This window comes from Mesorhizobium sp. M0140, from assembly GCF_040322475.1.
Lineage (GTDB): Bacteria > Pseudomonadota > Alphaproteobacteria > Rhizobiales > Rhizobiaceae > Mesorhizobium.
Genome location: NZ_JAMYTM010000021.1, coordinates 40,744 through 66,918 on the forward strand (window position 1 = coordinate 40,744; position 26,175 = coordinate 66,918).

At 63.0% G+C, this 26,175-nt stretch carries 25 protein-coding genes; 10 read left to right on the top strand and 15 right to left on the bottom strand.

Translation table 11 applies throughout. The features are described from left to right. Window positions 1–7: 7 nt before the first annotated feature. A complete protein-coding gene (locus NKJ37_RS20765; protein WP_127294331.1) occupies window positions 8–913 on the bottom strand; it encodes a LysR family transcriptional regulator in 906 nt (301 codons plus the stop codon). Window positions 914–1,048: 135 nt separating this feature from the next. On the opposite strand from NKJ37_RS20765, the gene NKJ37_RS20770 reads away from it, so the two are divergent. The 10 genes from NKJ37_RS20770 to NKJ37_RS20815 all read left to right on the top strand — a co-directional run bounded on the left by NKJ37_RS20770 (window position 1,049) and on the right by NKJ37_RS20815 (window position 10,254). Next, window positions 1,049–1,771 carry a LamB/YcsF family protein gene (locus NKJ37_RS20770; protein ID WP_352628745.1) on the top strand — a complete coding sequence of 241 codons (723 nt, stop codon included), beginning with the start codon at window positions 1,049–1,051 and terminating at the stop codon, window positions 1,769–1,771. A 66-nt stretch (window positions 1,772–1,837) separates the two neighbouring features. Further along, window positions 1,838–2,071, top strand: a complete 234-nt coding sequence (locus NKJ37_RS20775; RefSeq protein WP_013533152.1) for an acetyl-CoA carboxylase — start codon at window positions 1,838–1,840, stop codon at window positions 2,069–2,071. After that, complete coding sequence (locus NKJ37_RS20780) at window positions 2,071–3,435, top strand: acetyl-CoA carboxylase biotin carboxylase subunit (protein WP_352628439.1); 1,365 nt, start codon at window positions 2,071–2,073, stop codon at window positions 3,433–3,435. Before NKJ37_RS20775 ends, NKJ37_RS20780 begins: the two co-directional genes overlap by 1 nt. A gap of 9 nt (window positions 3,436–3,444) precedes the next feature. Beyond that, window positions 3,445–4,320 carry a 5-oxoprolinase subunit B family protein gene (locus NKJ37_RS20785; protein ID WP_126103558.1) on the top strand — a complete coding sequence of 292 codons (876 nt, stop codon included), beginning with the start codon at window positions 3,445–3,447 and terminating at the stop codon, window positions 4,318–4,320. Beyond that, window positions 4,310–5,281 carry a 5-oxoprolinase subunit C family protein gene (locus NKJ37_RS20790; protein ID WP_023808979.1) on the top strand — a complete coding sequence of 324 codons (972 nt, stop codon included), beginning with the start codon at window positions 4,310–4,312 and terminating at the stop codon, window positions 5,279–5,281. Before NKJ37_RS20785 ends, NKJ37_RS20790 begins: the two co-directional genes overlap by 11 nt. Before the next feature lie 249 nt (window positions 5,282–5,530). After that, window positions 5,531–6,283 carry an ABC transporter ATP-binding protein gene (locus NKJ37_RS20795; RefSeq protein ID WP_352440674.1) on the top strand — a complete coding sequence of 251 codons (753 nt, stop codon included), beginning with the start codon at window positions 5,531–5,533 and terminating at the stop codon, window positions 6,281–6,283. Next, complete coding sequence (locus NKJ37_RS20800) at window positions 6,280–7,014, top strand: ABC transporter ATP-binding protein (RefSeq protein WP_023808981.1); 735 nt, start codon at window positions 6,280–6,282, stop codon at window positions 7,012–7,014. Before NKJ37_RS20795 ends, NKJ37_RS20800 begins: the two co-directional genes overlap by 4 nt. 1 nt (window position 7,015) lies before the next feature. Beyond that, window positions 7,016–7,921: a branched-chain amino acid ABC transporter permease gene (locus tag NKJ37_RS20805; RefSeq protein WP_027036291.1), complete on the top strand. Its 906-nt coding sequence runs from the start codon at window positions 7,016–7,018 to the stop codon at window positions 7,919–7,921. Window positions 7,922–7,925: 4 nt separating this feature from the next. After that, window positions 7,926–9,017: a branched-chain amino acid ABC transporter permease gene (locus NKJ37_RS20810; RefSeq protein WP_352440675.1), complete on the top strand. Its 1,092-nt coding sequence runs from the start codon at window positions 7,926–7,928 to the stop codon at window positions 9,015–9,017. A gap of 43 nt (window positions 9,018–9,060) precedes the next feature. Further along, window positions 9,061–10,254 carry an ABC transporter substrate-binding protein gene (locus NKJ37_RS20815; protein ID WP_023808984.1) on the top strand — a complete coding sequence of 398 codons (1,194 nt, stop codon included), beginning with the start codon at window positions 9,061–9,063 and terminating at the stop codon, window positions 10,252–10,254. A gap of 157 nt (window positions 10,255–10,411) precedes the next feature. Here NKJ37_RS20815 and NKJ37_RS20820 read toward each other — a convergent pair whose 3' ends face one another. From NKJ37_RS20820 to NKJ37_RS20885, 14 genes are all read right to left on the bottom strand, one after another. Then, window positions 10,412–11,080: a nuclear transport factor 2 family protein gene (locus NKJ37_RS20820; protein WP_127294316.1), complete on the bottom strand. Its 669-nt coding sequence runs from the start codon at window positions 11,078–11,080 to the stop codon at window positions 10,412–10,414. Then, the gene (locus NKJ37_RS20825; protein WP_352440676.1) at window positions 11,077–12,459 is read right to left on the bottom strand and encodes an aspartate aminotransferase family protein; all 1,383 of its coding nucleotides are present in this window, start codon (window positions 12,457–12,459) and stop codon (window positions 11,077–11,079) included. The genes NKJ37_RS20820 and NKJ37_RS20825 overlap by 4 nt, the downstream gene beginning before the upstream one ends. Window positions 12,460–12,553: 94 nt before the next feature. After that, a complete protein-coding gene (locus NKJ37_RS20830) occupies window positions 12,554–13,285 on the bottom strand; it encodes a LamB/YcsF family protein (protein WP_023808987.1) in 732 nt (243 codons plus the stop codon). A 12-nt stretch (window positions 13,286–13,297) separates the two neighbouring features. Continuing rightward, window positions 13,298–15,646, bottom strand: a complete 2,349-nt coding sequence (locus NKJ37_RS20835) for a xanthine dehydrogenase family protein molybdopterin-binding subunit (RefSeq protein ID WP_352774878.1) — start codon at window positions 15,644–15,646, stop codon at window positions 13,298–13,300. After that, window positions 15,639–16,136, bottom strand: a complete 498-nt coding sequence (locus NKJ37_RS20840; RefSeq protein ID WP_023808989.1) for a (2Fe-2S)-binding protein — start codon at window positions 16,134–16,136, stop codon at window positions 15,639–15,641. Before NKJ37_RS20840 ends, NKJ37_RS20835 begins: the two co-directional genes overlap by 8 nt. Then, window positions 16,133–16,984, bottom strand: a complete 852-nt coding sequence (locus NKJ37_RS20845; protein WP_352628426.1) for an FAD binding domain-containing protein — start codon at window positions 16,982–16,984, stop codon at window positions 16,133–16,135. The genes NKJ37_RS20840 and NKJ37_RS20845 overlap by 4 nt, the downstream gene beginning before the upstream one ends. 136 nt (window positions 16,985–17,120) lie before the next feature. Continuing rightward, window positions 17,121–19,088 (bottom strand): hydantoinase B/oxoprolinase family protein, encoded by a 1,968-nt coding sequence (locus tag NKJ37_RS20850; RefSeq protein ID WP_352628424.1) that lies wholly within the window; start codon window positions 19,086–19,088, stop codon window positions 17,121–17,123. 3 nt (window positions 19,089–19,091) lie between these two features. Continuing rightward, window positions 19,092–21,119, bottom strand: a complete 2,028-nt coding sequence (locus NKJ37_RS20855) for a hydantoinase/oxoprolinase family protein (RefSeq protein ID WP_352610064.1) — start codon at window positions 21,117–21,119, stop codon at window positions 19,092–19,094. A gap of 104 nt (window positions 21,120–21,223) precedes the next feature. Then, the gene (locus NKJ37_RS20860; protein WP_023808993.1) at window positions 21,224–22,204 is read right to left on the bottom strand and encodes an AraC-like ligand-binding domain-containing protein; all 981 of its coding nucleotides are present in this window, start codon (window positions 22,202–22,204) and stop codon (window positions 21,224–21,226) included. A 234-nt stretch (window positions 22,205–22,438) separates the two neighbouring features. Then, the gene (locus NKJ37_RS20865) at window positions 22,439–22,684 is read right to left on the bottom strand and encodes a hypothetical protein (RefSeq protein WP_352628422.1); all 246 of its coding nucleotides are present in this window, start codon (window positions 22,682–22,684) and stop codon (window positions 22,439–22,441) included. Window positions 22,685–22,722: 38 nt separating this feature from the next. Then, window positions 22,723–24,057 (bottom strand): PQQ-dependent sugar dehydrogenase, encoded by a 1,335-nt coding sequence (locus NKJ37_RS20870; RefSeq protein ID WP_352628420.1) that lies wholly within the window; start codon window positions 24,055–24,057, stop codon window positions 22,723–22,725. Window positions 24,058–24,094: 37 nt separating this feature from the next. After that, a complete protein-coding gene (locus NKJ37_RS20875) occupies window positions 24,095–25,156 on the bottom strand; it encodes a c-type cytochrome (RefSeq protein ID WP_352628418.1) in 1,062 nt (353 codons plus the stop codon). Window positions 25,157–25,176: 20 nt separating this feature from the next. Next, a complete protein-coding gene (locus NKJ37_RS20880; RefSeq protein ID WP_245486037.1) occupies window positions 25,177–25,797 on the bottom strand; it encodes a cytochrome c oxidase assembly protein in 621 nt (206 codons plus the stop codon). Further along, on the bottom strand, window positions 25,794–26,168 hold the full coding sequence (locus tag NKJ37_RS20885) for a hypothetical protein (RefSeq protein WP_127294296.1): 375 nt from the start codon (window positions 26,166–26,168) through the stop codon (window positions 25,794–25,796). The genes NKJ37_RS20880 and NKJ37_RS20885 overlap by 4 nt, the downstream gene beginning before the upstream one ends. Window positions 26,169–26,175: the final 7 nt, after the last annotated feature.

Consider the following 26,175-nt stretch of genomic DNA (forward strand, 5'->3'; position numbering starts at 1 on the left):
CAGGCGGTTAGCCGCCGCCGCCCATGGTCACGGACATGAAGGCCCGGAAGGCCGCCGCTGCCGGTTCGATTGATCTGTCACGCGACCAGGCCAGGCCGACATCCATAGTGGGGATGGGCTCGACAAGCCCGCGCACTTCGATGCGCTGCCCCTCCAAGGACCAGGGGCGGTAAACCATGTCGGACAGGACAGTGACCCCCATGCCGGCAGCCACGAGCGACCGCACGGCCTCGACCGAACTGGTGGTAAGGACGGCGCGGAGCGAAAGCCCCGCGGCATCCCAGTAACGGGCGGCCGTCGTACGTGCCTCGTCAACCGTCAGCATGACATAATCTTCCGCCGCCACATCGGTGAGGCTGATTTCCTGTCGCGCGAGCAGGTGATGATCAGCCGAAAGCCAGAGCCGGCGGTTCGACCGCATCAAGACCTCCTGCGCCAACTCCTTGGTGTGCTCCAGGTTCGACACCAGCATCACGGCCATGTCGATGTCCCCGCACATCAACCCGCTTTCGAGAGCGTCTCGGGGCAGTTCCAGCACCTCGACCTCGATCTCGGGATAGGTCTTTCGAAACCGGGCGTAGTGGCGCGACATGTAGTAGCCGACGACCGTGTAGGTCATGCCCAGCCGCAGCTTGCCCGCCAGGCCTTTCCTATCGCGCAACGGGCTTCGGACGGCGGCAGCGACGGCCCCGGTGATAACCCGCGCATGTTCAAGAAACCGCGCGCCCTCCATCGTCAATCTTACGCCAGCGTGGTTACGCTCCAAAAGCCGTACGCCCAGGTCAGCCTCAAGCGTCTTTATCGCCGCAGTGACCGCCGATTGCGAGATGTTGAGTTCCACCGCAGCATGACTGACCTGTCCGCTCTCGGCGGTCGCGATAAAATAATCAAGCTGTTTCAAGGTGATGGTCATGGTGCGCTCCGGCCCAGAACCATTATCTGTTTTTTTGATATGACAATCAATAAACTACTATTTCACAAACGCCTTCGCATGCGCAAAAAATGCTGCAACGCCGCAAAGACGGCAGCTTCGAGGGGTAACAATGCGATGGCGGTGACGCTAAACTGCGACATGGGCGAAAGCTTTGGCCTCTACAAGGTTGGCGATGATATGGGCATGATGCCCATCATCGACGTTGCCAATGTCGCCTGTGGTTTCCACGCTTCTGATCCGGATCACATGCACGCCGCCGTCCGCAGCGCCAAGGCGAGTGGCGTCAAGATCGGCGCCCATCCAGGCTTGCCCGACATTCAGGGTTTCGGCCGGCGCGAGATGCGGATGACCCGCGAAGAAGTCAGGAACACCATCATTTACCAGGTGGGAGCGCTTGCCGGCTTCCTCAAGGCCGAGGGTGTGGAACTCCACCACATCAAGCCGCATGGCAGCCTTTACTTCATGGCCATGCAGCAGGAGGCAATCGCCCATGGCGTGTGTGACGCGGCAGAGGTTTTCGGCGTACCCCTCTTCGGCATGACGGGCACCCTGCATGAGAAGATCTATCAAGAGCGCGGTATCCCATTCGTCGCCGAGTTCTATGCCGATCTCGACTACGATGCCTCCGGCAAGCTGATCTTGACACGCGTTCATGACGCCAAGGACCCCGCAGAGATGGCCGAGCGGTGCGTACGCGCCATCAGGGAGGGCGAGGGCACGGCAGAGGACGGCAGTTTCTTCCCCGTACGCTGCGATACCATCTGCGTGCATTCCGATACGCCGAACGCCATCGAAATAGCCAGGGCCGTGCGCACCGCAATCGCCCCCTGGCACTGAATTCGACCGAACCCGCCCGCGCGGGCGGTTCCAAATTAGTCTGTCCGCAGTTTTCCGGAGCTTTTTATGGCCCAGATTCTTTCACCTCTTCCTGGCACCTTCTATCGCAGCGCTTCGCCAGACCAGCCGCCCTACAAGGCGGATGGCGACGCGGTGTCCGCCGGAGACGTAATCGGTCTCATCGAAGTGATGAAGTCGTTCCACGAAGTGAGGGCCGAGACGGCCGGTACGAACATCCGCTTCATTGCCGACAATGAGGACCCCATCATGGCCGGCGCACCTATTGCGGATCTCGACTGATGCTGAAGAAGCTTCTGGTTGCCAACCGGGGCGAGATAGCGGTCAGGATCATCCGGGCCGCGCAAGATTTGGGGATCGCCACCGTGGCGGTGTATTCGGCCGCAGACGCCGAGTCGCTCCACGTCCAGCTTGCGGACGAAGCGGTCAACATCGGCCCACCAGCGGCAAAGAAGTCCTATCTCAATGTCGAAGCAATTCTGAAGGCTGCCCGCGACACCGGTTGCGACAGCGTTCATCCAGGCTATGGGTTCCTTGCCGAGAATGCCGCGTTTTCCGACGCGGTCACAGGCGCTGGATTGGTCTTCGTCGGCCCGTCGGGAGATGCGATCCGGATGATGGGAGACAAGGTCTCGGCGCGATCCGCCGCCGCCGCTGCAGGTGTCCCTGTGGTGCCTGGCTCGGCTGGCCGGGTCGAGGGCCTCAAGGCTGGCCACGAGGTGCTGACCGCAACCGGTTTTCCGGTGATGATCAAGGCGGCGGCAGGCGGCGGTGGGCGGGGCATCCGCATCGCCAACTCGCTCGCCGAGTTCGAACAAGCCTTTCCTCAAGCCGAAGCAGAAGCCCTCGCCGCCTTTGGCGACGGTGGCCTCTACATGGAAAAGGTGATCGGCAAGGCCCGCCATATCGAGGTGCAGGTGCTGGCAGACGGAAGCGATGCCATCCACTGCTACGAGCGGGAGTGCTCACTGCAGCGGCGACGCCAGAAGGTTTGGGAGGAGGCGCCGTCGCGCGCACTTTCAGACAGGCTGCGCGAGGAGCTCTGCGCTTCGGCGGTCGCTTTGGCCAAGGCGGTCAAATACTCTGGTGCCGGCACGGTAGAGTATCTTTATGACGATGAAGCAGATCGCTTTTACTTCATCGAGATGAACACCCGTATCCAGGTCGAGCACCCGGTCACCGAAGCGATCACCGGCATCGACCTCGTTGCGGAGATGCTTCGCATCGCCGGCGGCGAGAAGCTGCGGATCCGGCAAGGCGATGTCTCCGTCAAGGGGCATGCGATCGAAGTCCGGCTCAATGCCGAAGACCCGGCGAAGGAGTTCGCTCCATTCCCGGGGCTGGTGGCCGAGCTTCGCATTCCCGGCGGTCCGGGCGTACGCTTCGATTCGATGCTCTACCAAGGCTATCAGGTGCCGCCCTTTTATGATTCGCTGCTTGCCAAGCTGATCGTGCATGCAGAGACGCGCGAGGCGGCGATAGTGCGCCTGATCCGCGCGCTCAACGAGTTGAAGATCGGCGGGCTCAAGACCACCAAGCCGCTGTTTCTTGCGCTGGCCGCCGATCCGGCGGTGCGGGCGGGAGACGTGCATACCCGCTGGCTGGAAGGCTGGCTCATCGAAAACGCCGCAACATTGGCGGGTTAAGGAGGACCGATGTCGATACGATTCAACTTCGGCGGTGACGAACATATCTTCGGCGAGGTGTCCGAAGAAATGTCGCTCACCTCCTTCTTTACCGGCCTTTCGATGACGAACGCGGTGCGTACGGCAGGCATCCGAGGTGTCACCGAGATCTGCCCTGCCAACGCCAGCTTCCAGATTCGCTTCAACCCCGACATCGTCAAGCCGCAGGATTTGCTCAGCGAACTGAAGTCGATGGAAGAGGCGGCCTCGAAGGCGGACCCGGTGCTGAAGACCCGGATCATCGAACTGCCGGTTTATTTCCAGGATCCATGGACGCGTGAAACCTGCTTGCGCTTCCGCGAGCGCCATCAGGACCCGTCCTCCACCGATCTTGAATATTCGGCCCGCATCAACGGCTACGCCACGGTGGAAGAGTTTATCGCGGCCTATTCCGGCCAGCCCTGGTTCGTGTCCATGGTCGGCTTCGTCGCCGGACTGCCCTTCCTGTACCAGATGGTTGAGCGCAAGAAACAGATTCAGGCGCCGAAATACTTGCGTCCACGCACCGACACTCCCAAGCTCACCATTGGCCATGGCGGCTGCTTCGCAGCGATCTATTCAGTACGCGGCGCTGGCGGCTACCAGATGTATGGCATAACCCCGGCCCCGATCTACGACCCGACCAGGAAGGTGCGCTACCTCTCCGATGACATGTGCCTGTTCAAGCCAGGCGACATCGTCAAGTTCAAGGCCATTGGCCGCGATGACTACGACGCCACGCTGGAGGAAATTGAAGCCAATCGGTGGCAGCCGACGGTTCGCGAGTGCACCTTCAGCCTGAAGGACTTCAACAGCGATATTTACGGCACCAATGCAAAGCTGATGGAGCTTATCAATGGCCGTTAAGGTAATCTCTCCCGGCCTCTCCACTTCCGTGCAGGACCTTGGTCGACCAGGCCACTATCATGTCGGCATTCCCGAAGGCGGCGGCATGGACCGCTTTGCCACACGCATCGCAAACCTGCTTGTCGGCAACAATCCGGGTGCCGCGGTGCTCGAAGCCACCTTCATGGGCCCCGAACTCGAATTCACCCAATCCGCGGTCGTCGCCGTCACCGGCGGAGAACTCCCCCCCAAACTCAATGGCGAGGAGCGGCCGACCTGGGAAAGTTTTCCGGTGAAGGCCGGTGACCGGCTTTCCTTCGGCTTCCTCAAGGGCGGCGCGCGCGCTTATCTGGCCGTCTCCGGCGGCATCGACGTACCCGTGGTTCTCGGTTCGCGCTCGACTTACATTCTGGGCGCACTCGGCGGCCATCAGGGCCGCACGCTGAAGGCGGGTGATGAGCTTCCCCTCGGCGAAGGTTCCGGCAAAGCCGGTCTTTCACTGCCTGCAAATCTGCGCCGCGCGGGCAATAGTCCGGCGGAACTCAGAATGCTTCCCGGGATGTACTGGCATCGGATCACCGAGGCTGCCGGCAATCGGTTCTTTGAGGAAACCTGGAAGGTCGCGCCCGAAGCCGACCGCATCGGCTATCGCTTCCGGGGCGGGACGCCGCTGGAGTTCGTCGAGCGCGAGCAGCCTTTCGGTGCGGGCTCCGACCCCTCGAACATCGTCGATGCCTGCTATCCCTACGGATCCGTCCAGGTGCCGAGTGGCACGGAGCCGATCGTTCTTCACCGGGACGCGGTTTCGGGTGGCGGGTACATGATGCTGGGCGTGGTGATATCGGCCGACATGGACCTTATCGCCCAGCTCCAGCCGCACACCCCGGCGCGCTTCGTTCCGGTGACGCTGGAAGACGCGCTTGCCGCGCGAACCGAACAGCGCGCCGCGCTGGCGCGTGCTGAAGGACATCTGGCCGGCTGACGTCAGCCGGAAAAATGCCGGCGGAGGAGCCGGTGGCGAGGAGATCGGCCGGCCAAAACCGACCGTGCGTGGCGGAAGACAAAATCCGGTGCGCGAAACGACAAGACGACGCCGGGCAACGGCGTGAATTTGGCATCCGAGCAGTCCGCTAGAGACCGCCGGAACCGACAGGGGAAGACATTTGCAACGTGACTGGCCGCAAGGCCGGATGCTTCGCGCCTTTCCGTCGGTAGAAAGAAGGAAAGGGTCATGAGTCATCTGAGCGCGGAGAACGTCTCGGTATCGTTTGCGGGGCTGAAGGCCCTGTCATCGGTAGACCTCCAAATTACGCCCGGCCGCATTAGTGGCCTCATCGGCCCGAATGGCGCTGGCAAGACCACGCTCGTCAACGTGCTGACCGGCTTCCAGGCACCGACGGAAGGCACCATCAAGCTCGACGGCGCAGCACTCACGGGTCTCAAGCCGCATCAGGTCCGGCGGCGCGGCATCGCCCGCACCTTCCAGGGTGGGCGGCTCTTCCGCGACTTGCCTGTGCTGGACAATTTGGAGGTAACCGGCGTTGGCCTGGGAATGAGCCGGCGCGCTGCCATCGCCGAAGCGGAAGCGATGCTCGACTGGATAGGCATCGGTGCGCTGAGCACCCGCATCGCCGGAACGTTGCCATATACGGACGAGCGCCGCGTCGCCATTGGCCGCGCCCTGATGGGACGGCCCGCATACATCCTGCTCGACGAGCCCGCGGCTGGCATGAGTGCACTGGAGGCGCGGGAGCTTTCGGCCCTGATAAGACATATCGCCAGCGATCTCGGCTGCGGTGTCCTGCTCATCGAGCACAATGTCGGGCTGGTGCTCGGCCTTTGCCAGCATATCGTTGTGCTCGATTCCGGAGCGATCATCGAGGAAGGCCCGCCTGCGGCCATCCGCGACAGCGAGAAGGTGCGCCACGCCTATATGGGCACGGCCGCGAACACCGACTTGCCTGTTCTGGAGGCGATGGAATGAGCCTGCTCGCCCTTTCCGATATCACTATTCGCTATAGCCGTCTCACGGCGGTCCGAAATGTCTCCTTCTCCATGGCCGAGGGAGAAATCCTGTTCATCACCGGCCCGAACGGAGCCGGGAAGTCTTCGCTGCTGCGCGCGATCGCCGGTGTTACGCCGGTGGCGGGCGGCCGGATCGACCTTGCAGGTCATGAGATCACCGGCCAGGCGCCGGAAAACATCGCCCGGCTCGGATTCTCCATGGTGCCGGAGGGGCGCGATGTCTTCGGCTCGCTGACGACCGAAGAGAACCTCCTGGTCGGAACCGGCATGCACGCCCGCGAACGCGGCTGGCGCAGCCGAGCGGCCGACGAACTCGAAGCCGTCTACGCAACCTTCCCGATGCTGAAAGAGAGGCGGCACGGGCAGGCGGGATTGCTGTCCGGCGGGCAGCAGCAAATGCTGGTCATCGGACGCGCGCTGATGACCAATCCGCGGCTTGTAGCCATTGACGAGCCTTCGCTGGGCCTCGCCCCCAACATCAACGACCAGGTCTACGAGCGGCTGATCGCGCTGCGTGCGCAGCGCCAACTCACGCTCCTGATCGTTGAGCAGAGCTCGGCCCGGGCGATGATGGTGGGCGGGAGGATGATCCTGATGCGTGGCGGACAGATCGTGCTCGATGGCGACGCGCGGACGCTCGGCAACGGCGAGGCGATCCAGGCTGCCTATTTCGGCTACGAGGACAATTGAGATGCTTCAGATCCTGTTCGACGCACTCTCGCTTGGCTCGCTGTACGCGCTCGGCGCGCTCGGCATTGCCCTCATCTTCGGCGTGATGCGGCTCGTGAACTTCGCGCATGGCGACGTCATCGCCTTCTGCGTCTTCGCGCTGCTATGGCCGTCAACAGACGCCATGGCCATCGTCTTCGCCGGCCAATTGCCGTGGTACCTGCTGGTGCCCTTCGTGCTCCTCTGCGGGGCCGGGCTGTCGGTGCTGTGCGAAATCGTCGTCTTCAGGCGGTTCCGCCAGGCAAATCCGGCAACCATGATGATCGCCTCCTTCGCGCTCGGTTTCGTTATTCGCTACTTCCTGCTCATGCTTTTCTCCAGTCGGCCGAAATCGATTTCGCTGCTGCCCGAATTGTCCCAGCCGGTGGAGATCCTTGGTGCCCGGCTTCCCCTCCTCCAGCTCATAACGATCGTCGCCACGATGGTCATCCTGATCGGCCTGACATTGTTCCTGCGTCAAACCCGCTTCGGCCTGGAGATGCGGGCGGCGGCCGAGAACTTCTCGATGGCCCGCATGCTGGGTGTGCGTGCGAACCGGGTCATCATGGGTGCGTTCGCCCTCTCCGGCGCGTTGGCCGCCGCCATTGCGCTGATCTTTGGCGCCCAGACAGGCACGCTGGACATCCAGATGGGCGCCTCGATCATGTTGATGGCCTTCATCGCCACCGTCATTGGCGGCCTCGGCAGCCTCGGGGGAGCCGTGCTCGCCGGCTTCCTGCTGGGTGCCGCCTCGGTGATCATGCAGGTCATGCTGCCCATCGACGCCCGGCCATTCCGCGATGCCTTTGTCTATGGAGCGGTCATCCTCGTCCTCCTCTTCCGCCCGCAAGGGCTTATTGCCGCGCGCGGCACCAAGGAAAGGGTCTGATTTCATGGCTGTCGCCGCCTCCCTAGCCAACTCTACCGCTCCCGGTGCCGCGGCTGCCAAGCAAAAGCCCGCCCGCTTCGCACTTGCGCGCCGCACAATCCTGACGCCGGTCCTGCTTTCTCTGCTGCTGCTGGCCATCGCGCTGATCACGGTGATGACCGGATCGCGGCCCTTCAACCAGACGGTGATCGACGTGTTCGTCCGTGTCATCCTCGTCGTGGGCCTATACATCTTTATCGGAAATTCGGGCGTTCTCAGCTTCGGGCATATCGGCTTCACCTGCCTTGGCGCCTACGCGGCCGCGTGGCTCACCATCAACCCGATGATGAAACGCGGTTCGTTGCCGGGACTGCCCGAATGGCTGCTGGCGACCCGATTGCCTTACTGGCAATCGGCCGTGCTGGCGGCATTGTTCGCCGCCCTCGCCGCTCTCATCTTCGGGCGGGTGCTGATGCGATTATCGGGCATCGCAGCATCGATCGCGACCTTCGCGATGCTCGCCATGATCAACACAATTTATTCCAACTGGGAGAGCGTGACCGGAGCGACCTCGTCGGTCGTCGGCATTCCGATCGTGCGCGTGATCTGGCCGTATCTCATCGGCGCCGTGGTCGCAATCTTCATCGCCTGGGTGCACGCGATCTCCCGGTCCGGCCTAGCCCTTCGTGCTGCCCGCGACGAGCCCACCGCCGCCGCGGCTTCCGGTATCGACATTCCCAGGGAAAGACTGGTGGCGTTCGTCGTATCGGGCGCGGTGATGGGGCTGGGCGGTGCGCTGATGGCTCATTCCATCGGCGTGGTCACACCCGATACATTCTATCTCGGTCTCACCTTCATCACCCTTTCCATGCTCGTCGTCGGCGGCATGGGCAGCCTGTCGGGTGGTGTGGTGGGTGTCGTCCTGCTGTCCGCCCTCATCCAGGCGCTGCGTTGGCTGGAGGCAGGCGTATCGCTCGGCGAGTCCACGTTCGCCCTCCCGAAAGGGGTTCAGGAAATAGCCCTCGGCGTCATCATGATCGTGATCCTCGCGCTTCGCCCATCCGGACTCATGGGCAACCGCGAACTCACCTTACCTCGCAGCAGTCGCAACAAGTGACCGGCGGCACAAGCCCGACCGGAAAACAAAAAAGGAGACGTGCATGGCATACAAAATGAGAATTGTCGCAACCGCTCTGGCCTCGATGTCCATCGCATACCCGGCCCTGGCCGATGACAAGACTATCGTCATCGGCTTCGCCACTGCGGAGTCGGGCTTCATGGAAGCCTATGACAAGCCTGCCCAGGAGGCGGCTTTGATCCGCATCGACGAGATCAATGCGGCTGGCGGTCTGCTTGGAAAGCAGATCAAGGTCGTCAAGGCCGACACCAAGTCCGACCGGGCCGAAGGCGCCAAGGCTGGCCTCTCCGTGCTCGACCAGGGTGCGGATCTCGTGGTCGTGTCCTGCGACTACGACTTCGGATCGCCGGCTGCGCTCGCGGCCGAGGACGCAGGCCGTATCTCCTTCTTCCTGTGCGCGGAATCGGTCAAGGCCGGCATCCAGGGTGTCGGCCCGCACAGCTTCTCCGCGTCGGTGCTGGCGGCCGTGCAGGGAGCGACCATGGCCGAGTGGGCATTCAAGGAAAAGGGCGCAAAGGACTTCTACCGTCTGCTCGATACCTGGACGGCCTACAACAAGGGCATCTGCGACGGCTTCGACTGGATGATGCCGAAGCTCGAAGCCCAGGGCGCGAAGCTTGTCGGTGAAGACACCTTCAAGAACGAGGATGCCTCCATCGCCGCGCAGATCACCCGCATCAAGTCTCTGCCGAAGGAGCCGGATGCGATCATGCTTTGCACGATGATGCCGGGCGCCGTCTCGGCCATCAAGCAGCTTCGCGCCGCGGGTATCAATTCCATGATCCTGAATGGATCGGGCGTCGACGGTAGCTATTGGCTCTCGGCTGTGCCCGATCTGACGAACTTCTACGTCCCCGTTCAGGGATCGATCTATGGCGACGATCCCAATCCGGCCGTGCTGAAGTTCAATGCCACCTACAAGCAGAAGACAGGCGCCGATCCCTCGAGCCAGTATGTCTTTCCGGGTTACGTCATGGTCGACGTCTGGGCCAAGGCGGTGGAGCGTGCAGGCACGGCCGATGCCGACGCGGTCGTCGCGGAACTGGAAAAGATGAAGAATGAGCCGACACTGTTCGGGCCTCGTACCTTCACGCCGGAACTGCATCACCAGAACCAGACGCGGTACCTGATCGTCGAGACCAAGGCCGGCAAGCCGGGTGTTGTAGGCAACTGGACGATTTCCGAGCCGGTACCGATGGAAGCCTTGCTCAAGTAGGAGAAGATGGGCCGGGTAAGCCCGGCCCTTCATATGCGGAAGGCCCTGTTCCTTTGGGATGACCGGGCCTTTCGTCTTTTGAGGATATTGCCTTTGAGCAAAAAACGAGGGCGGCCCGTTTGGACCGCCCTTGTCGCCCGATGAATCCAGATTTTCGCTACCCTCGCGCTTTGCGGTAGGAATCCTTGAGCGCTATGAGCTCCCCCGAGAAAGCGAAGATATCGCAGCCGTCGACTTCGATTTGCTGCCCCGCTGCCGTGGTGCCGACGAAGCGCCATGATGAAAGCCCGGTGTCGCCCGTCACGATGTGCCGTCCCCTGATCCACGCGGCTTTCGGGAAGGCATCGAACAGCGCTGCATAGGCGACGCGCACTGCGTCACGCCCCACATGCTTGCGCCCTTCGGCATCGGGGCCGGCCGAGCCGTGGAAAGCGCAATTCTCAACCATGCAGTCCATCAGCGCGCCCACGTCGCGAGCGTTCCAGGCCGCGAGGAACCGGTCGAGCACGGCGAGCCGCCTGGCTGCGAGATCGCCAGCCTCAACGACCTCGACCTCGAGAAAGGCGAGCGGCGCATCGCCGGCATTGATGACATTGTGGGCCACACCCGTCCGCCGCGAGTAGGGCACCCCTTGAGTGAGAGCGGCTTGCGACTGCGCGCCGTCGGGGCCTTCGAGACCGAGCTTGCCGTCCGTAAGCGGCACGATGACGTAGTCATGGCCATGGATGTGCCAGCCGGTCTCGGCCCCGGTGGCAAAGCGCCATTCGGTGACCCGAAAGCGTTCGTCGTCGATATGGATGACCGGTTCGGCTTTCATGCGGGTCATTCAAGTCCCTCCTTGGCAACCGCACCGGTCAGGCGCTCAAGCGTCCGGCCCATGCGCGTCATGATTTCCTTCACATCGTCTTCTGTCGAGATCATCGGCGGACAGAGCGCGAGCTGGTCGCCGATGGCGCGGAAGATGAGGCCTTCCTCGTGGCCGATTCCCGCTGCGATACTCCCTGCGCGCCCAACCTTGGCGAAGGGGCGTTTCGTCGCCTTGTCTGCCACCAGCTCCACGGCGCCGATAAGACCGGTGCCCCGCGCTTCGCCGACAAGCGGGTGATCGGCGAACGAGCGGATGCCGGCCTGGAACGACGTCTCAAGGCGGGCCGCGTTTCCGATCAAGTCCCGCTCCTCGAAGATGGCGAGGTTTTCGAGACCCACCGCCGTCGCGACCGGATGACCCGACGCCGTGAAGCCGTGGCCGAAATTGCCGATCGTTGCGGTGTTGTCGGCGATCGCCTGATAGATCGCATCGGAGAAAATGACGGCGGCAAGCGGCATATAAGACGACGTGATTTGCTTGGAGACCGTCATGATATCAGGCGTGAAGCCGTATTTCTGAGCGCCGAAAGGCGTACCAAGCCGCCCGAAACCACAGATCACCTCGTCTGCTATCAGGATGATATCATTTGCCCGGCAGATTTTCTCCACGCCTTCCCAGTACCCGACCGGCGGCGGCAGAACGCCGCCGGCTGCCATGAGCGGCTCTCCTATAAAGGCTGCAATGGTGTCAGCCCCTTCTTCCGCGATCGCCGCTTCCAGCTCGGCGAGCAGACGCGCCGTGAAGGCGGCTTCGTCTTCGCCTTCCATGCCGAAGCGATAGAAGTGCGGGCAGGTCAAATGGCGAACGGGAATCGCCGGCAGATCGAAGTCGCGATGGTTGACCGGCAGGCCCGTCAGGCTGCCGGAGGCGACGGTGATGCCGTGATAGCCCTTGGTCCGTGCCAGGAATTTCTTCTTTTTTGGCCGGCCCAGCGCGTTGTTCATGAACCACATCATCTTGACGATGGTGTCGTTGGCTTCCGAGCCCGACGACGTGAAGAAGACACGCGTCAGGTTTTCCGGCGTCATCTCCACGAGTTTCTCAGCGAGCCGGATGGATGGCTCATGCGCCTTGGAGGAGAAGGTGTGGTAGTAGGGCAGCTTCAGCATTTGCTGGTAGGCAGCGTCGGCCAACCGCTTTTCCGAAAAGCCGACGCCCACCGACCACAGCCCGGCGAGCCCTTCGATGTATTCCTTGCCGCGTTCGTCATACACACGGATGCCGTCGCCGCGGCTGATGATCAGCGGCCCGGTTTCCTCGTGCTGACGCAGGTTTGTGTAGGGGTGCATGGAGGTGGCGATGTCGGCGGCGGCGAGAGAGTTGGAAAGCGCATCCATGGAAGTCCTCAGCGGCTTGGGGAAATGGTTCGGGAGGTGAGTGCGAGATAGTCCTCGATCCCATGCGTGGAGCTTTCACGATTCGGGAAATGAATCATGGCAGGCTGTTGGAATGGGTGTCGATGATCCGCCGCATCAGCGCGGCGACGTCGCGCGCATTCGGAGGATCGGAGTGGATGCAGACGGTGTCGAAGTCGACCGGGCGGATCGTACCGTCTGTCGTGACGAGTTCGCGTCGGGTAAGCGCCCCCACCATGCGGTGCTCGGCAAGCGTCAGGTCGATGGCCGACTGGACGCGCGGAATGATCAGGCTGCCGCCGGGAGCGTAGGCAAGATCGGGAAAGAACTCGCCCACGAAGGCGACGCCGAGTTCGGCTGCCGCCGTCTCGTGACAGGTTCCCGCCAGGCCGAAGAGAGGGACGCCGAACGGCTTGACCGCCGCGGCAATCGCCCGGGCAGTGTCCACGTCGTGCGCGGCCATGCCGTAGATGATGCCATGCGGCTTGACATGGCTGAGCTGCCCGCCCTCGGCGGCCAGCATTCCTGTCAGCGCACCGATTTGGTAGAGGAAGGCGGCTGTCAGTTCCTCGGGCTGAAGTTTCATCTCGCGCCGGCCGAACCCCTCGCGATCGGGAAGGGACGGATGCGCGCCAACCTGCTTTCCGTGCGAAAGCGCGAGCCGCACGGTCTTCAGCATCGTCCATGGATCGGAGGCGTGGAAGCCGCATGCGATGTTGGCGCAATCGATGTGGGGCATGATGCCGGCATCGTCGCCGAAACGCCAGTTGCCGTAACTTTCCCCCATGTCGCAGTTCAGGGTGACCATGGTTTGCTTGCCTCAGCCCAGAGTGTTCGACGCCCAGCCGTGGGCGATGTGGGGGAATTCCGGCGGCGGTTCGCGCTCGTGCAGCAGTCGAAGCACGCGCGGCGGCGTCAGTGGCAGCTGCCGCACCGGCTTGCCGATAGCGCGTGCCACAGCGCAGCCGATCGCCGCGCCCACGGCCAGGATCGGGACCTCGCCCGCGCCCTTGGTGCCTAGAGGCCCCATCGACGGAGCGCCCTCGTAGAGGTCGGCGGCGACCGGAACCACGTCCTGCGCCAGCGGCAGGCGATAGGTCTCGAAATCGTCCTGCGCGATACGTCCGTCAGCGGTGATCGTCACCTCCTCATGCAGGGCGTAGCCGAGACCCTGCACGACACCACCCTGTATCTGGCCCATGACCGCGCGCGGGTTGAGTGCGCGGCCGACATCCTGCACCACGCGATAGGCCAGCACCTCGACATGACCGGTGTCCGGATCAACCGCCACCTCGGCCTCGTGGACAACGAAGACGGGGATGTCGAGCGCATCGATGAAGTGCCCCATCGCGCAGCCGGACATTGCCGGAGTGTTCCTGGCGGTAAAGGCTCCGCTTCCGGTGACCGGGCCGGTGGTTGCCTGCGCATGGGCGACGACAGCGGGGATCGACATGCCGGAACCGGGACGTCCCGTGATCTCGACACGACCGTCCCGCAGCACCAAGTCTTCCGGTCGGGTCTGCAGCATCTCGCCGGCGGTCCGCAGCAGCTTCTCCCGCACCTCTGCACAGGCGGCGATGCTCGCAGCACCAATGGACACGGTGGTGCGCCCACCGCCAACGCCGACATCGAGACCGGCGGCATCTGTATCAGCTTCGCGCACGATCACCTGGTCAGGAGCGAGGCCGAGTTGCCCGGCCACGATCTGCGGCAGGGATTGCATCATCGTGCCGGAACCAATCTCCACACCCGACGTGACCAGTGTTGCACTGCCGTCGGCGTTCAAATTCACCGTCGCCGCCGAAGGCCCGACGAAAACGAACCATGTGCCGACCGTGGTTGCAATACCATAGAGCCTGCCGTCGGCCTCGGCCTCTGACGTACCGGTACTGGCGCGCAGTGTCTCCATGCGATCGAGCATCGGACCCAGCACGTCGGCCTCGAAAACCTGGCCCGTGGCACCGAGATCACCATCTCCCAGGACATTTTTCTTCCGGAACTCCATCGGGTCGAAGCCTAGCGCATCACAGATTTCGTCGGTGTGTCGCTCCAAAGCGAATGTGTTGTAGACGCCGTTGCAAGCCCGGAAAGCACCGTTGGGTGGTGTGTTGGTGTATACGGCGCGGCTGACGAGCCGCGTTGCGCCAACCCTGTAATTGCCGCCCAGCGTGTGCGCCGTCATCGTCGTCAGAAAAACCTGTTCGCCTCCATACGCGCCGCAGTCCATCAGCACGACCGCCTCGCGCCCGGCGATGTATCCTTCGGCAGTGACAGCGGACCGGATGCGGATTTCCGCATTCTCGCGGCAGAGGCAGGTTGCCATCTCTTCCTGCCGGGTGTTTTCCAGGACCACCGTGCGCCCGGTCATCCGCGCCAGAAGTGCGGTGATAGGCTCGATGGATGCATCGAATTTCAGGCCGAACCCGCCGCCGACAGGGGGTACAGTGACCCGCACACGCCCGGGCGGAAGCTGCATGACCCTTCCGGTGACGTTGCGCACGGTCCAAGGCACCTGCGTCGAGGTCTGTATGTGAGCACGGCCGTCCTCCCAGGAGCCGATGGCAACGCGCGGTTCGAAGGGCACATGGCTCTGCCGGCCGACGGTAAAGCTGCTCTCGACAATGCGTATGTCGGGACGGGCGAAGGCCGCATCGACGTCACCGCGGCTGGATTTTGCCTCCCATGCGATGTTGCCGGCACGTGCACCGCCCTCGGTGATCACCTCGTAGCCGCGCCAGCCCTCGTGGACGAGACGGGCGCCGGGCTGGAGCGCGTCGGCCATGGTGAGCACCGGTGCCAGCGGCTCGACCTCGAGCATGATGGCGGCAAGTGCCGCCCGCGCCTGCTTCTCCGTCTCGGCGGCGACGACGGCGATTGGTTCACCGTGATAGCGGATCGTGTCGATGGCCAGGAGCGGATGGTCGGCAATGCCGATGCCGTAGAGCCCTGGCGCGTCGGCGCCGGTCGCCACCGCGCGCACGCCAGGGCAGCGAAGTGCCGCCGAAACGTCGAGCTTGCGGATACGCCCCGCGGGAACGGTCGACCGCAGCAGCACGGCATGCAACATGTCGGGGCGAACCCGGTCGTTGGTGTATTTCGTCCGCCCGCGCAGCTTGTCCTGCGCATCGCGGCGGGGAAGATTCATCACGGTGGCGGACAGCTCAGACATGTATGCCTCCCACCAACTGGCCAGCCTTCCGCGCTTGGTCAAGGCAGTCGGCCACGGCGTCGACGATCCGCTCATATCCCGTGCAGCGGCAGATGTTGCCGGCCATCGCGGCCTTGATTTCGGGACGGCTCGCATGCGGATTGTCACGCACGAACGCCGAAAGGCTCATGACCATTCCTGGAAAACACATGCCGCATTGCACGGCATCGACCGCCTCGAAATTGGCCTGGAGCGGGTGCAGCGCCTGGCTTCCGAAACTCAATCCCTCGATGGTCGTCACCGCGCATCCCTGGACCAGTCCAACCGGCTTTAGGCAGGACGGCACCGCTTCGTCGTCGACATGCACCGTGCACGCGCCGCAAAAGCCTTCGCGGCACACGGCTTTGGTCCCCGTCAGGAATCGTTCCTGCCGCAAGATGTCGACGAGCGGCGTCATCGGATCGCCATCAAAGCGGCAGTCCTCGCCATTCAGCTGGAATGTCACGGTCATGCCAGGCCCCCAGTCTTGAGAAGTGCGGCAACACCGCGCTTGACCAGCGGCGCAAGAACCTGGCGCCGGTACCAACCCTCCGCTTCCTTGCCGTCGCGGCCCTGAAAATCATTGTGCTCCAGCGCAAGCCCGGCGGCGCGTTCCGGATCGAACGCAGAGGCCGAGTCCGCCGCCATGGCCTGTTCGAGCGCCGTCCAGCGCCGCGCTACCGGCTCCACCGAGCCGACGGCGATGCGACATCGTTTGTCCTTGTCTACCGCAAGCGAGACGATGGCGACCGGATAGTCGCCGGCTTTCCGAAGCGGCAGGCGGATATGAGCACTTGCGACAAGGTCGCGGCGCAGATGAATTTTCGTTACAATCGCTTCGGCCAGCAGCGCATACCTGTCTTTGAGGAAATCCGAAATACCGAGGAGTTTTGGGCCTTCGAACGTCTCCAGCTCCATCGTCGCCTCACAAACGAGAAGCGCAGGGGCGAGGTCGGCGGCAGCAAAGTCGAGGGCACAAAGGTTGCCGCCCACGGTGGCGACCCTTCGGATGCCGGGATTGGCCGCATTCTCCGCCGCGGCAACCAGACCTTCGAAGCCCGCTGCCCCGTGCAACGCGCGGCCAACGACTGCGTGGGTAACGGCTGCGCCGATCACGACATGGTCCGAGCCGATTTCGACCTTGGACAAGGCCGGTATTCGGTGGAGGGCGACCACCGCCTCGGGAAGCTCGACCCCGCGCCGTGGATCACGCATCATCCAGGTGCCGCCGGCAAGCACAGCCGCACCTCGCCTGCGTGCGGCCAATGCCTCTTCAATCGTGCTGGCCGCGGTGAACGATCGTTCCACGCTTGTCGCCATCTGTCATACCCCTCGGAAGCAGCCAACTTTCGCGGCGCTGCAGCATTGTTGCTCCAGCTTTAGGCTCCTGTGAAATAGTAATTGTTTGAGTATCGTATCGAAAAAACAGATAACTCTGCGGCGTGCTCTTTGGCGCTCAGGCCCAGTGAACGACCGTGCGTTTCTCAAAGCTCTCACGGAACTGGGCGGTGGTTTTGGGGAGCAGTTCGCCAGTCTCCCAGTCGAGGATCACGGCATAGTGCCGAACCGCATCGAGCGTGTCGATCTCGCCGGAGCGGTATTTGCGCGCGACCTCCTCAGGATCCATGCGTGCCCAGTCCTTCCGTTTCGCCCGGATGTCGGCACGGCAGGCTTCGGTTGCCGTCCCGTCGATTTCGTACTGGCACAGGTCGCGGTCGATTTCGCGGATCACCACGCCGTAGTCAGTCTTGGCGCGCTCCAGAGACACGTAGTCGTCGATCACGTCCTCCATCACCTTGCGGGGCTCCCGCTGCAGTGGATCGCCGAAACCGCCGCCGCCGGCCGTCGGACGAGCGAACTGGTCGCCTGTGTGGACGGAGTAATCGGAGAATACGGAGCCGAGCCAGATCTCGGTCTCTTCTCCGGCGCGCTTCATGGTCAAGCCGTGGGGCATCGACGGCAGGCCTCCTTCGACACCCCAGACGACAGCGCGCTCGCGGTCGCAAATATAGGACATGACGGCATTTTCAGCCTCAAGCAGCAACGAGGTCTTCTGCACGCCGACGCCGCCCCGCCATTTGCCAGGCCCGGCTGAATCCTGCTTGATCTGGAACTCGACCGTCCGAGTCGGATTCACCCGTTCGTTGCCTTCGTTCGGTTGCGACATCAACCCGGTTCCGAAGCAGGCGGTGGTGACATCGGCACCATCCTTGCCGTTGCGCCCGCCCCAACCGCCCGGCAGCCATTCGTAGAACATGAAGATCGGCTTTTCGGGTTTGCGCGCGTCCCGTCCCCCGGCCAGCAGATATTCGAGGTTGAAGGCGCAGGCGATAGCGCGTTCGGGCATGATCTTCGACCACATCTCGAAGATCGCGTTCATGATCTTTTCGAACGGCATCAGGAACCCGGTCACCGCCACCGGCCATTCCGCACTGACGATGCTGTTCTTTGGCGCAGTCACCTCGATCATCCGGTAAAATCCGCTGTTGAGCGGGAGGTCCGGAAAGAAGGTTTTCATGCCGGCGACCACGGCCGAGAAGGTCGCGCCCGGGGCGGAATTGTACATCGAGGCAATGGTCGAATGGCTTCCCGTAAAGTCGTAGTGGATCGTGTCGCCCTTGATCGTCATCTTGATGCGGATCGGGATCATGCCTTCGCCGGCACCGAGATCCCGGTCGATGTAGTCGACCGTCTCCCAAGTGCCGTCGGGCAGCTCCGCGAGACGCTTTCGCACGGCACGTTCGACGTAGTCCTGAACCTCCTCCATCCCGCGCATGACCTGGCCGCGTCCGTACTTCTTGACCAGCCGCAACAGTTCGCGCTCGGCGGCCTGCGTCGCCTGCGCCTGGGAATGGATGTCGCCAATGATCGACGCGGGATCGCGCGTGTTGGCCGCGATCATGTTGGCGACGTCGGAGCAGAAGCGGCCGCGCTGGAAAAGGCGCAACGGCGTGATCCGCAGGCCTTCGCGAAACATGTCGCGGGCGGTGACGTCGAAGGAACCCGGCACCGAGCCGCCGAGATCCGACCAGTGTCCGTTCGACTGGGAGAAGCCGATCAGTTTGTCTTCATCGAAGATCGGTCGGACGAGCCGAACATCGCTGAAATGCGTACCGCCGGCATAGGGATCGTTGATTGCGTAGACGTCACCGGGTGCCATATCGCCTTCGAAAACCCGGATCACCTCCTTGCATGTGTTGTGCAGTGTGCCGACATGGACCGCGATGTCGTAGTTGCCCTGGGCAACGGAGTTGCCATCGGCGTCGTGCAGGGCGTTCGAAAAGTCTCGGTTGTAGATGACGAAGGAATAGCAGGTGCGAAGCATCTGTTCTGCCATCTGGTCGACGGTGGTGATGAAGGAGTTTTTCAGCACCTCGAACGTTACCGGATCGAGGCCAGGGCTCGTTTCAATCAGCTTTGTCATGTCTCAGCCTTTCGTCACGATGAGAATGTTCAGGAAGTCGTCGACGGTGGCGCTCATTCCCGGCGGAACCACGGTGGTGGAATCGAACTGTTCGACGATGGCGGGTCCCGCAAAGGCAGCGCCGGCGCTGAGTTGGTCGCGTTCATAGACAGCCGCATCATGAGATACGCCGTCGAACCAGACGCCGCGGCGGCCGACCGGCTGTGGCTTGTGCGGCAAGACTTCATGCCGCGGCATCTCGGCTTTCGGTACGATGCCGATCGCCTTGACCGCGATGCGGAAGATCGACACCGGCGCCTCTTCGCGGCGGTAGTTGAACTCGCGTTCGTGCTCGTTGTGGAATGCCTCTATCAGCGAGCAGATGCTCTCGATCCGCGCCGGGGCTGACACCGCGAGTGAGCGCCACTGGCCCTGGTACATCATCTCGACCGTACGCTGCAGCGCCATGTCTTCGCGCGCCACGCCCTCATGGGTCAGGCGCTCAACCGCCTGTTCTTCCATCAGAACAAAGGCCGTCTGCATCTCGGCGGGCGAGACCGTCGAAGCATCGGCCATGAAGCTTTCGGAGAAATCATGCTGCACGTCGACGAGAAGGCAACCGAGCGCGGAGGTGACGCCAGGATTGGGCGGCACGATCACGGTTGGAATCGAAAGCTCCTTCGCCACGGCCGCTCCGTGCAAAGCGCCTGCACCGCCGAATGCGACGAGCGCAAAGTCTCGTGGGTCATAGCCCCGGCTGATGGAGAGAAGCCGGACGGCATTGCCCATATTGGCGTTGGCGACAGCGATGATCGCCTCGGCCGCTTGGTGGAGTTCCATGCTGAAGGGTGTCGCCACAGTCTCCTGCACCGCCTGGGCGGCCAGAGCGGGGTCGAGCGTGATCTTGCCGCCCGCAAGGCTGGTGCCGAGACGACCGAGCACGACATTGGCGTCGGTGTTGGTGGCGGTGCGGTTGCCATTCTTGTAACAGGCAGGGCCCGGAAACGCGCCGGCGGACTGCGGTCCGTTGCGCAAGCTGCCGCCCTCGTCCTGCCATGCCAACGAACCGCCGCCCGCGCCGATGGTCAGCACCTCGATGGAGGGGAAGCGGATCGGATATCCGAATTCGATGTACCAGTCTTTTGTGATGCGCGACTCCCCGTTCCATGCGAGCGAGACGTCGGTGCTGGTGCCGCCCATGTCGAAGCCGATCGAGTTCTGGAAGCCACAGAGATTTCCGATGAAGCGGCTTGCGATCGCACCGGCGGCAATGCCCGATCCTGCGAGCCGGGCTGAGAAATCCCTGACGCTTGCGGGTGTCATGACCCCGCCACCGCTGTGCAGCAACAGGAGATCTCGCTTGTATCCGGCCGCGGCAAGCTTTTCTCCGAGACGCGACACGTAGTCGACGACGACCGGGGCGCAGACGGCGTTGGCCATGGTGGTGGAAAAACGCTCGTGCTCGAAGATTTCCGGCATCACCTCCGAGGAGATCGAAACCGGCAGATCCGGCATGGCCTCCTTCAGAATCTCACGCATGCGGCGCTCATTGGCGCCGTTGACATAGGAGTTCATGAAGCAGACGGCGATGGACTTGACCTGCCGTTTGACGAGAATTTCCGCGACGCGGTGAGCGGCCTCTTCGTCCAGTGCTTCCAGGATCGTGCCCTCGGCACTGACCCGTTCCCGGACCGTCAGCCGGTCGCGGCGCGGGATATAGGGCTTGGCGACATCCTTGTAGGTGTCCCAGAGGTCTTCCTTGTTGGCGCGGCGGATCTCGACAACATCACGGAAACCCTCGGTGCAGACCATTGCGGTGCGTGGCAGGCGGCGGGTGATCAGCGCATTGGTGGCGACCGTCGTACCATGAGAGAACAGCGTCACCTCCGAAAGATCGATGCGGCCCTGCTCCACGCCATTCATGATCGCCTGCATGGGATCGTCAGGCGTGGAGGCGGTCTTCTCGATGCGGATCGCGCCGCTATCTTCGTCCATGATGCAAATGTCGGTGAAAGTCCCTCCGACATCGACGGCAACTCTTATTCTGCTCATGACAGTTCCTTCGCGGGATATTTGCGGGCAAGGCCCGGCTTTCGCCGCCCTTGCCGGGGCGGCGTCGCAATAGATTATGGGAATTGGCCCGGATTTCGCCGGGTCTAGTGCCGCTCTCTTGAGGTCGAAGCGCGGCCTGCCCGGTTCGCTGCTTCGCGACGGGTATCAGTCGGTGCGCAACCGAACCGCGTCCGGTAGTGCTTGCAGAATTGAGACTGGTCGGCAAAGCCCCAGCGGTAAGCAATCTCGGCAACGCTGCTGATGTTGGTCACCGACATCAGTTCCTCGGAGCAAAGCTCAAGCCGGGCGTCGCGGATGAAGCCGTTGATCGACTGGTTGCTGTCCTGAAAAAGAACCTGCAGGTAACGCAGGGAAATCCCGCAGGCATCGGCCACCGCCTGCGGGCCGAGGCCGGAATTCTTCAGATTGTCGCGAATATACTGCTCGGCACGATGCAAATGGCCGGCCCGGATCGACGAGATGCTGCTGTCCAGCACGCGATCGTCGCTCACGATCGACAGGCACAGCATTTCCAGGATGTGCCTGCCCATCATCTCACGAGCGACTTCAGTGATCTCATCGACATGGCCGATCGTGGTTCGCACCGTGTCAAGGAAGAGCGCGGCGACGCCTTGGGTTGCGTCGAAACTGAGCGCACTGAGCCGTTCGGCAGACCCGATCCGCGCCCGAACGCTCGACGACGGCACCTTCAGGACCCACAGCGCGTTTGGCTTACCGTGCCAGAATTCGTAAGGCGCATCTCCCCTCTCAACGAGGAAGCCCCCCGGACCGCAATTGACGGTCCTCGACCCTTGCGAGAAATTCACCTCCGACATCTCCGGGATGGTGATGAGCAGGCTGGCGTCACGTTCGTTGAGGAAGTGGCGGCGATGGCGGCGATAGCTTACGGCATCGCAGCGCATTTTAGACACGCTGACGAGCCCAAGCGAGAAGGTTTCCAGCGTGCCTGAAAATTCACGACGGTTCCGATACTCGGTGTCGAGCGGAAAATAGGCTTCGGTAACAGCGGCTTGCCAGGCATCACCGCCTGTGGGACCGCCGATCGTATCGACGACGTATTTCATTCCCCGACCTTTCTGGTTGGCCCCGGTTAGCCCGGTGTTTTTCTGAAGATTACAGGAATCCGCCGGCGCGTATTGGTCAAAAACGAATAAACTTATGTGGCCGTTTGGCCCAAGGGCCGGAGCTCGCGACGGTTTCAATTATCGTCACGGTCCTGGTGTGCAGTTGATCAAACCAGCCTTGGGCGCGCAAACCGCAAGCCAACTTGGAGCCATGCATTCTTCTCGCACACTCATTCAGGATAAGTTGGCCAGCGCCGGGATCGCCGCCATGTTCTGTGCCAGGCCGACGGTCACCGCCGCCCCGGCCAGTTCCTGCGCACCCTTCACCCCGAGGATCTTGAGCGCGATGTGGGCAGCGGACGCGTCTGGTGGCGCCGCCAACCAGACCGAGCGCCATCGGCATCTCGATCGTCCCCCGAGAAACCCTGTTTCGCCAAAAATGGTGACGATCCGCTCGGCTCCTCGGTCGTTTTGGCCCATGAGCCCAACCCTTCCACGCGCCGAAGCAACGCGCCGGCCTAGTCGGCCGCCGGGATAATCCGCCAAATCTTGTTGCCCACATCATCCGCGATCAGCAATGCGCCAGTTCGGTCGATGGCGACGCCAACCGGACGGCCGAATGCCTTGTCATCGTTGCTCAGAAATCCGGTGAGCACGTCCTGTGGCGGCCCCGACGGCTTGCCGTCGGCAAACGGCACGAAGATCACCTTGTAGCCGCTTCGCGGCATGCGATTCCATGAACCATGCTGGCCGACAAAGGCGCCATTCTTCATGTGCGGGCCGAACAGGTCGGCGGTGTTGAAGGTGAGCCCAAGCGACCCGGTGTGCGCCCCGAGTGCGTAGTCGGGCACGATCGCCTTGCCGACGAGGTCCGGACGTGGTGGCTGCGCCCTGACATCGATGTGTTGGCCGAAATAGCTGTGGGGCCAGCCGTAGAAGGCGCCATCCCTGACCGATGTCATGTAGTCGGGAACGAGGTCGCTGCCGATCTCGTCACGCTCGTTGACGACCGCCCAGAGTTCCCCGCTTTCAGGGCTCCAGGAGAGGCCGTTCGGGTTGCGCAGACCCGACGCAAAGAGCCGCGTCTGCCGCGTCGCGAGGTCGATTTCGTGCACGGCGGCGCGGCCTTCTTCCTCCTCCATGCCGTTTTCGCCGACATTGGAGTTGGAGCCCACGGTGGCATAGAGCTTCGTTCCGTCCGGACTGGCAATGACGTCCTTGGTCCAATGGTGATTGCGGCCGGCCGGAAGGTCGACGATCTTCTCGGACGGAGCAGTGATCTCGGTGGTGCCGTCGCGATAGGGGAAAGTGACGACCGCGTCGGCATTGGCGACATAGAGCTTGCCGTCGAGCAGCGTCATGCCGAAGGGCGAGAAGAGGCTGCTGAGGAGGGCTGTCCTGATCTCAGCCACGCCATCGCCGTTCTCGTCGCGTAACAGCGAGATACGGTTGGCGCTCCGCACCTCGGCGCCAGCCCGGCTCTGGAACAGGTTCATGAACCAGCCACGTATGGAAAAACCTTCGTCAGGTTTTGGCGGCGCGTTGCTTTCGGCGACCAGCACGTCGCCATTGGGCAGCACGTGCAGCCAGCGCGGATGGTCGAGGCCGCCAGCGAATTCGTTGACGGCGAAGCCTTGGGCGGCGACCGGCATCTTGCCTTGGGGCCAAGGGGTCGCCTCGGCAACGTGGACCGTGGGTATCCAGGTCGGATTGGGTTCGGCGAGCGTCGGGTTTGGACCGTAGGTCTGCTCGATCGGAAGAGTGGCCTGTTCGCGCGAGAAGAAGAACAAGCTCGCCCCCGCGATTACGACGAAGGCGACAATGACGAGTAAAACGCCGAGAATTTTTCGCATCAGATATTCCCGAGATTGGGACAGTGACGTAACGCCATCAGGGCGTTCCGGTTGCGGCGGCACGCGACATTTGCGCGAAATAGGCGGCCAGTGCGGCAATATCTTCGTCCGAGAGGTTTTTAGCAGCGTTGCGCATCAGATGGGCGAAGCGCGTGCCGCCGCGCTTTTCCTCGCGGAAAAGCTCGAGCTGGGTCGCAATGTATTTGGCGGGCTGTCCGGACAGTTCCGGATAGATGGGGTTGCGGTCCGGACGACCGTGGCAACCCAGGCATGCCGGAACGTCGCGCTCCGGGATGCCGCGTCGCGCGATCTCATCGGCACGCGCGATCCGGGCACGGTCCGGTTGCGTCGACGTTGCAGGCGCAGGCAGCGCGGAAAAATGCCGCGCGAGATCGGCGAGGAGTGCAGGGTCGACAGCGGTGACAGAAATTCCCATGACACCGCTCTGGCGGTGGCCGGCAGCGTAGGCTCTCAAACTTTCAAGAAGATAGGTTTCGCGCTGAGAGGCCAAGACGGGCGTTGCGGGGCTCCGGCCGAGCCCATCCGTGCCGTGGCAGCGGGTACAGTCGGCGAGTGCGCGCTCGAGGCCTTGTGTTTGGCCAGTCGACGGTTCGCTACTGCCATAAGCAAGGTCGCGCCACCGCGCCTCGTCCATCATCGGCAGTTCGCGCAGGAAGGCGACCATCGCCCAGACTTCATCGTCGCGCTGCTGCGTCGGCCAGGCCGGCATGCCGGTGAAGCGCACGCCGTGCTGGACGATGCGGAAGAGTTCGGCGTCCGTCCATTCGCCGACCTTGCCGACAAGGTCCGGCGGCTGCGGCAGCATCGCAAGGACGGCGGGCGAGCGCGGTTCCCCGGGCGCGCCGTGGCAGATGGCGCAGCCGCGCGCGAAATGGCCGGCAGCCGGCTGAATAGCGTAGCGCGGCAGCTCGTCCGGCACCTTGACCGTGAGTGCGTATGTCCGTACGGCCGAGCGCATGGCGAAGTGCAGGAACCACTCGGTCACCTTCCAGTGGCCGGTCGAGGCGCCAACGTTGAAGAAGCCGATCCAGGTCGCGAAAAGCACGGCGGCCGGCAAAATCGCCAGGCCTATCGCCAAGTGTTTCCAGTTGACGTGCATCAGCCGGCCAGCCTCTCGGTTTTGCCGCCTAGGAGCCTGGCAAGCAGGAAGACGCCTCCAGCGAGGTAAGCGGCAGCGCCGATCATCAACATGATGATGCCGCCGAGCGCCTGGTCCTGTCCCGCCCCGAGCACGAGGCCGAAGCACGTCACATCGCCGAGGCCATAGAGCGGTCGCGAGGCGAGCGAGAGCAGCGCGCCAAGCAACGTCATGTGGATGGAGGTCAGGAGCAACGCGAAGGCGCCGGCAGCGTCCCTAGCCGGCGCATCGGAATTGCGCGGCGCCACGCACGTCAGCCACAGGAACAGCCCGGCGCCAAGGAAGGACACCTGCTCGATCATGGTGGCGATGGTCGATGTCTCGGCCCACTGGCGCGCAGCCGGCGCATGCCAGCCCCAGACGACAATCAGTTCGACGAGAGAGGCGATAAGGGGAGCGGCGGTGGCCACGGAGCGTATCGTCCTGGCAATACCGATTGCGATCAGCGGCGCCGCGATCGCGACGACGCCCATGTGGGCAAGCATGTGGGCCGCGAACGAGCCACGCCACGCATCGAGCAGCGGTCCCGCCCAGACCAGCGCGAGGGTGACGAAGCCCAGCAACAGGCTTGCCGTCCTCATGAGGAGCATCCGTCGATGAAGAGCAGCGGCAGCGCCACGTAGAGCACGGCGACGAAGCTCAGGCCGCAAAGCAGTAGCGTGGCAAACCCCTGGAAGAGGTTGCGGTCCGTCGCTGTGGGATCGTCGTGCGGCGGGTCGTTCGTGCCGAAGCCCCACTGCCTCCAGGCGAGCCACCCGGACAAGACGATCATCGCGAGTGCCGCCAGCGTCATAGCCACTATGCCAGCCTGGACGACAGCGAAACCGAGGTCACCGCGCTTTGCACACCAGATTGCGGCCAGTGCGTAACAGGCGAGGAAATGTCCGGCCCAGATCACGGGCGCGGTGAAGAGCGTCCAGAGCGTTTCGACCTCTTTGGGAATGATGCGCATCACCGTC

Bases quoted from the DNA above. Each gene is read 5' to 3' on its own strand.
- NKJ37_RS20765 (WP_127294331.1), bottom strand. From the start codon at position 913: ATGACCATCACCTTGAAACAGCTTGATTATTTTATCGCGACCGCCGAG.
- NKJ37_RS20770 (WP_352628745.1), top strand. From the start codon at position 1,049: ATGGCGGTGACGCTAAACTGCGACATGGGCGAAAGCTTTGGCCTCTAC.
- NKJ37_RS20775 (WP_013533152.1), top strand. From the start codon at position 1,838: ATGGCCCAGATTCTTTCACCTCTTCCTGGCACCTTCTATCGCAGCGCT.
- NKJ37_RS20780 (WP_352628439.1), top strand. From the start codon at position 2,071: ATGCTGAAGAAGCTTCTGGTTGCCAACCGGGGCGAGATAGCGGTCAGG.
- NKJ37_RS20785 (WP_126103558.1), top strand. From the start codon at position 3,445: ATGTCGATACGATTCAACTTCGGCGGTGACGAACATATCTTCGGCGAG.
- NKJ37_RS20790 (WP_023808979.1), top strand. From the start codon at position 4,310: ATGGCCGTTAAGGTAATCTCTCCCGGCCTCTCCACTTCCGTGCAGGAC.
- NKJ37_RS20795 (WP_352440674.1), top strand. From the start codon at position 5,531: ATGAGTCATCTGAGCGCGGAGAACGTCTCGGTATCGTTTGCGGGGCTG.
- NKJ37_RS20800 (WP_023808981.1), top strand. From the start codon at position 6,280: ATGAGCCTGCTCGCCCTTTCCGATATCACTATTCGCTATAGCCGTCTC.
- NKJ37_RS20805 (WP_027036291.1), top strand. From the start codon at position 7,016: ATGCTTCAGATCCTGTTCGACGCACTCTCGCTTGGCTCGCTGTACGCG.
- NKJ37_RS20810 (WP_352440675.1), top strand. From the start codon at position 7,926: ATGGCTGTCGCCGCCTCCCTAGCCAACTCTACCGCTCCCGGTGCCGCG.
- NKJ37_RS20815 (WP_023808984.1), top strand. From the start codon at position 9,061: ATGGCATACAAAATGAGAATTGTCGCAACCGCTCTGGCCTCGATGTCC.
- NKJ37_RS20820 (WP_127294316.1), bottom strand. From the start codon at position 11,080: ATGACCCGCATGAAAGCCGAACCGGTCATCCATATCGACGACGAACGC.
- NKJ37_RS20825 (WP_352440676.1), bottom strand. From the start codon at position 12,459: ATGGATGCGCTTTCCAACTCTCTCGCCGCCGCCGACATCGCCACCTCC.
- NKJ37_RS20830 (WP_023808987.1), bottom strand. From the start codon at position 13,285: ATGGTCACCCTGAACTGCGACATGGGGGAAAGTTACGGCAACTGGCGT.
- NKJ37_RS20835 (WP_352774878.1), bottom strand. From the start codon at position 15,646: ATGTCTGAGCTGTCCGCCACCGTGATGAATCTTCCCCGCCGCGATGCG.
- NKJ37_RS20840 (WP_023808989.1), bottom strand. From the start codon at position 16,136: ATGACCGTGACATTCCAGCTGAATGGCGAGGACTGCCGCTTTGATGGC.
- NKJ37_RS20845 (WP_352628426.1), bottom strand. From the start codon at position 16,984: ATGGCGACAAGCGTGGAACGATCGTTCACCGCGGCCAGCACGATTGAA.
- NKJ37_RS20850 (WP_352628424.1), bottom strand. From the start codon at position 19,088: ATGACAAAGCTGATTGAAACGAGCCCTGGCCTCGATCCGGTAACGTTC.
- NKJ37_RS20855 (WP_352610064.1), bottom strand. From the start codon at position 21,119: ATGAGCAGAATAAGAGTTGCCGTCGATGTCGGAGGGACTTTCACCGAC.
- NKJ37_RS20860 (WP_023808993.1), bottom strand. From the start codon at position 22,204: ATGAAATACGTCGTCGATACGATCGGCGGTCCCACAGGCGGTGATGCC.
- NKJ37_RS20865 (WP_352628422.1), bottom strand. From the start codon at position 22,684: ATGGGCCAAAACGACCGAGGAGCCGAGCGGATCGTCACCATTTTTGGC.
- NKJ37_RS20870 (WP_352628420.1), bottom strand. From the start codon at position 24,057: ATGCGAAAAATTCTCGGCGTTTTACTCGTCATTGTCGCCTTCGTCGTA.
- NKJ37_RS20880 (WP_245486037.1), bottom strand. From the start codon at position 25,797: ATGAGGACGGCAAGCCTGTTGCTGGGCTTCGTCACCCTCGCGCTGGTC.
- NKJ37_RS20885 (WP_127294296.1), bottom strand. From the start codon at position 26,168: ATGCGCATCATTCCCAAAGAGGTCGAAACGCTCTGGACGCTCTTCACC.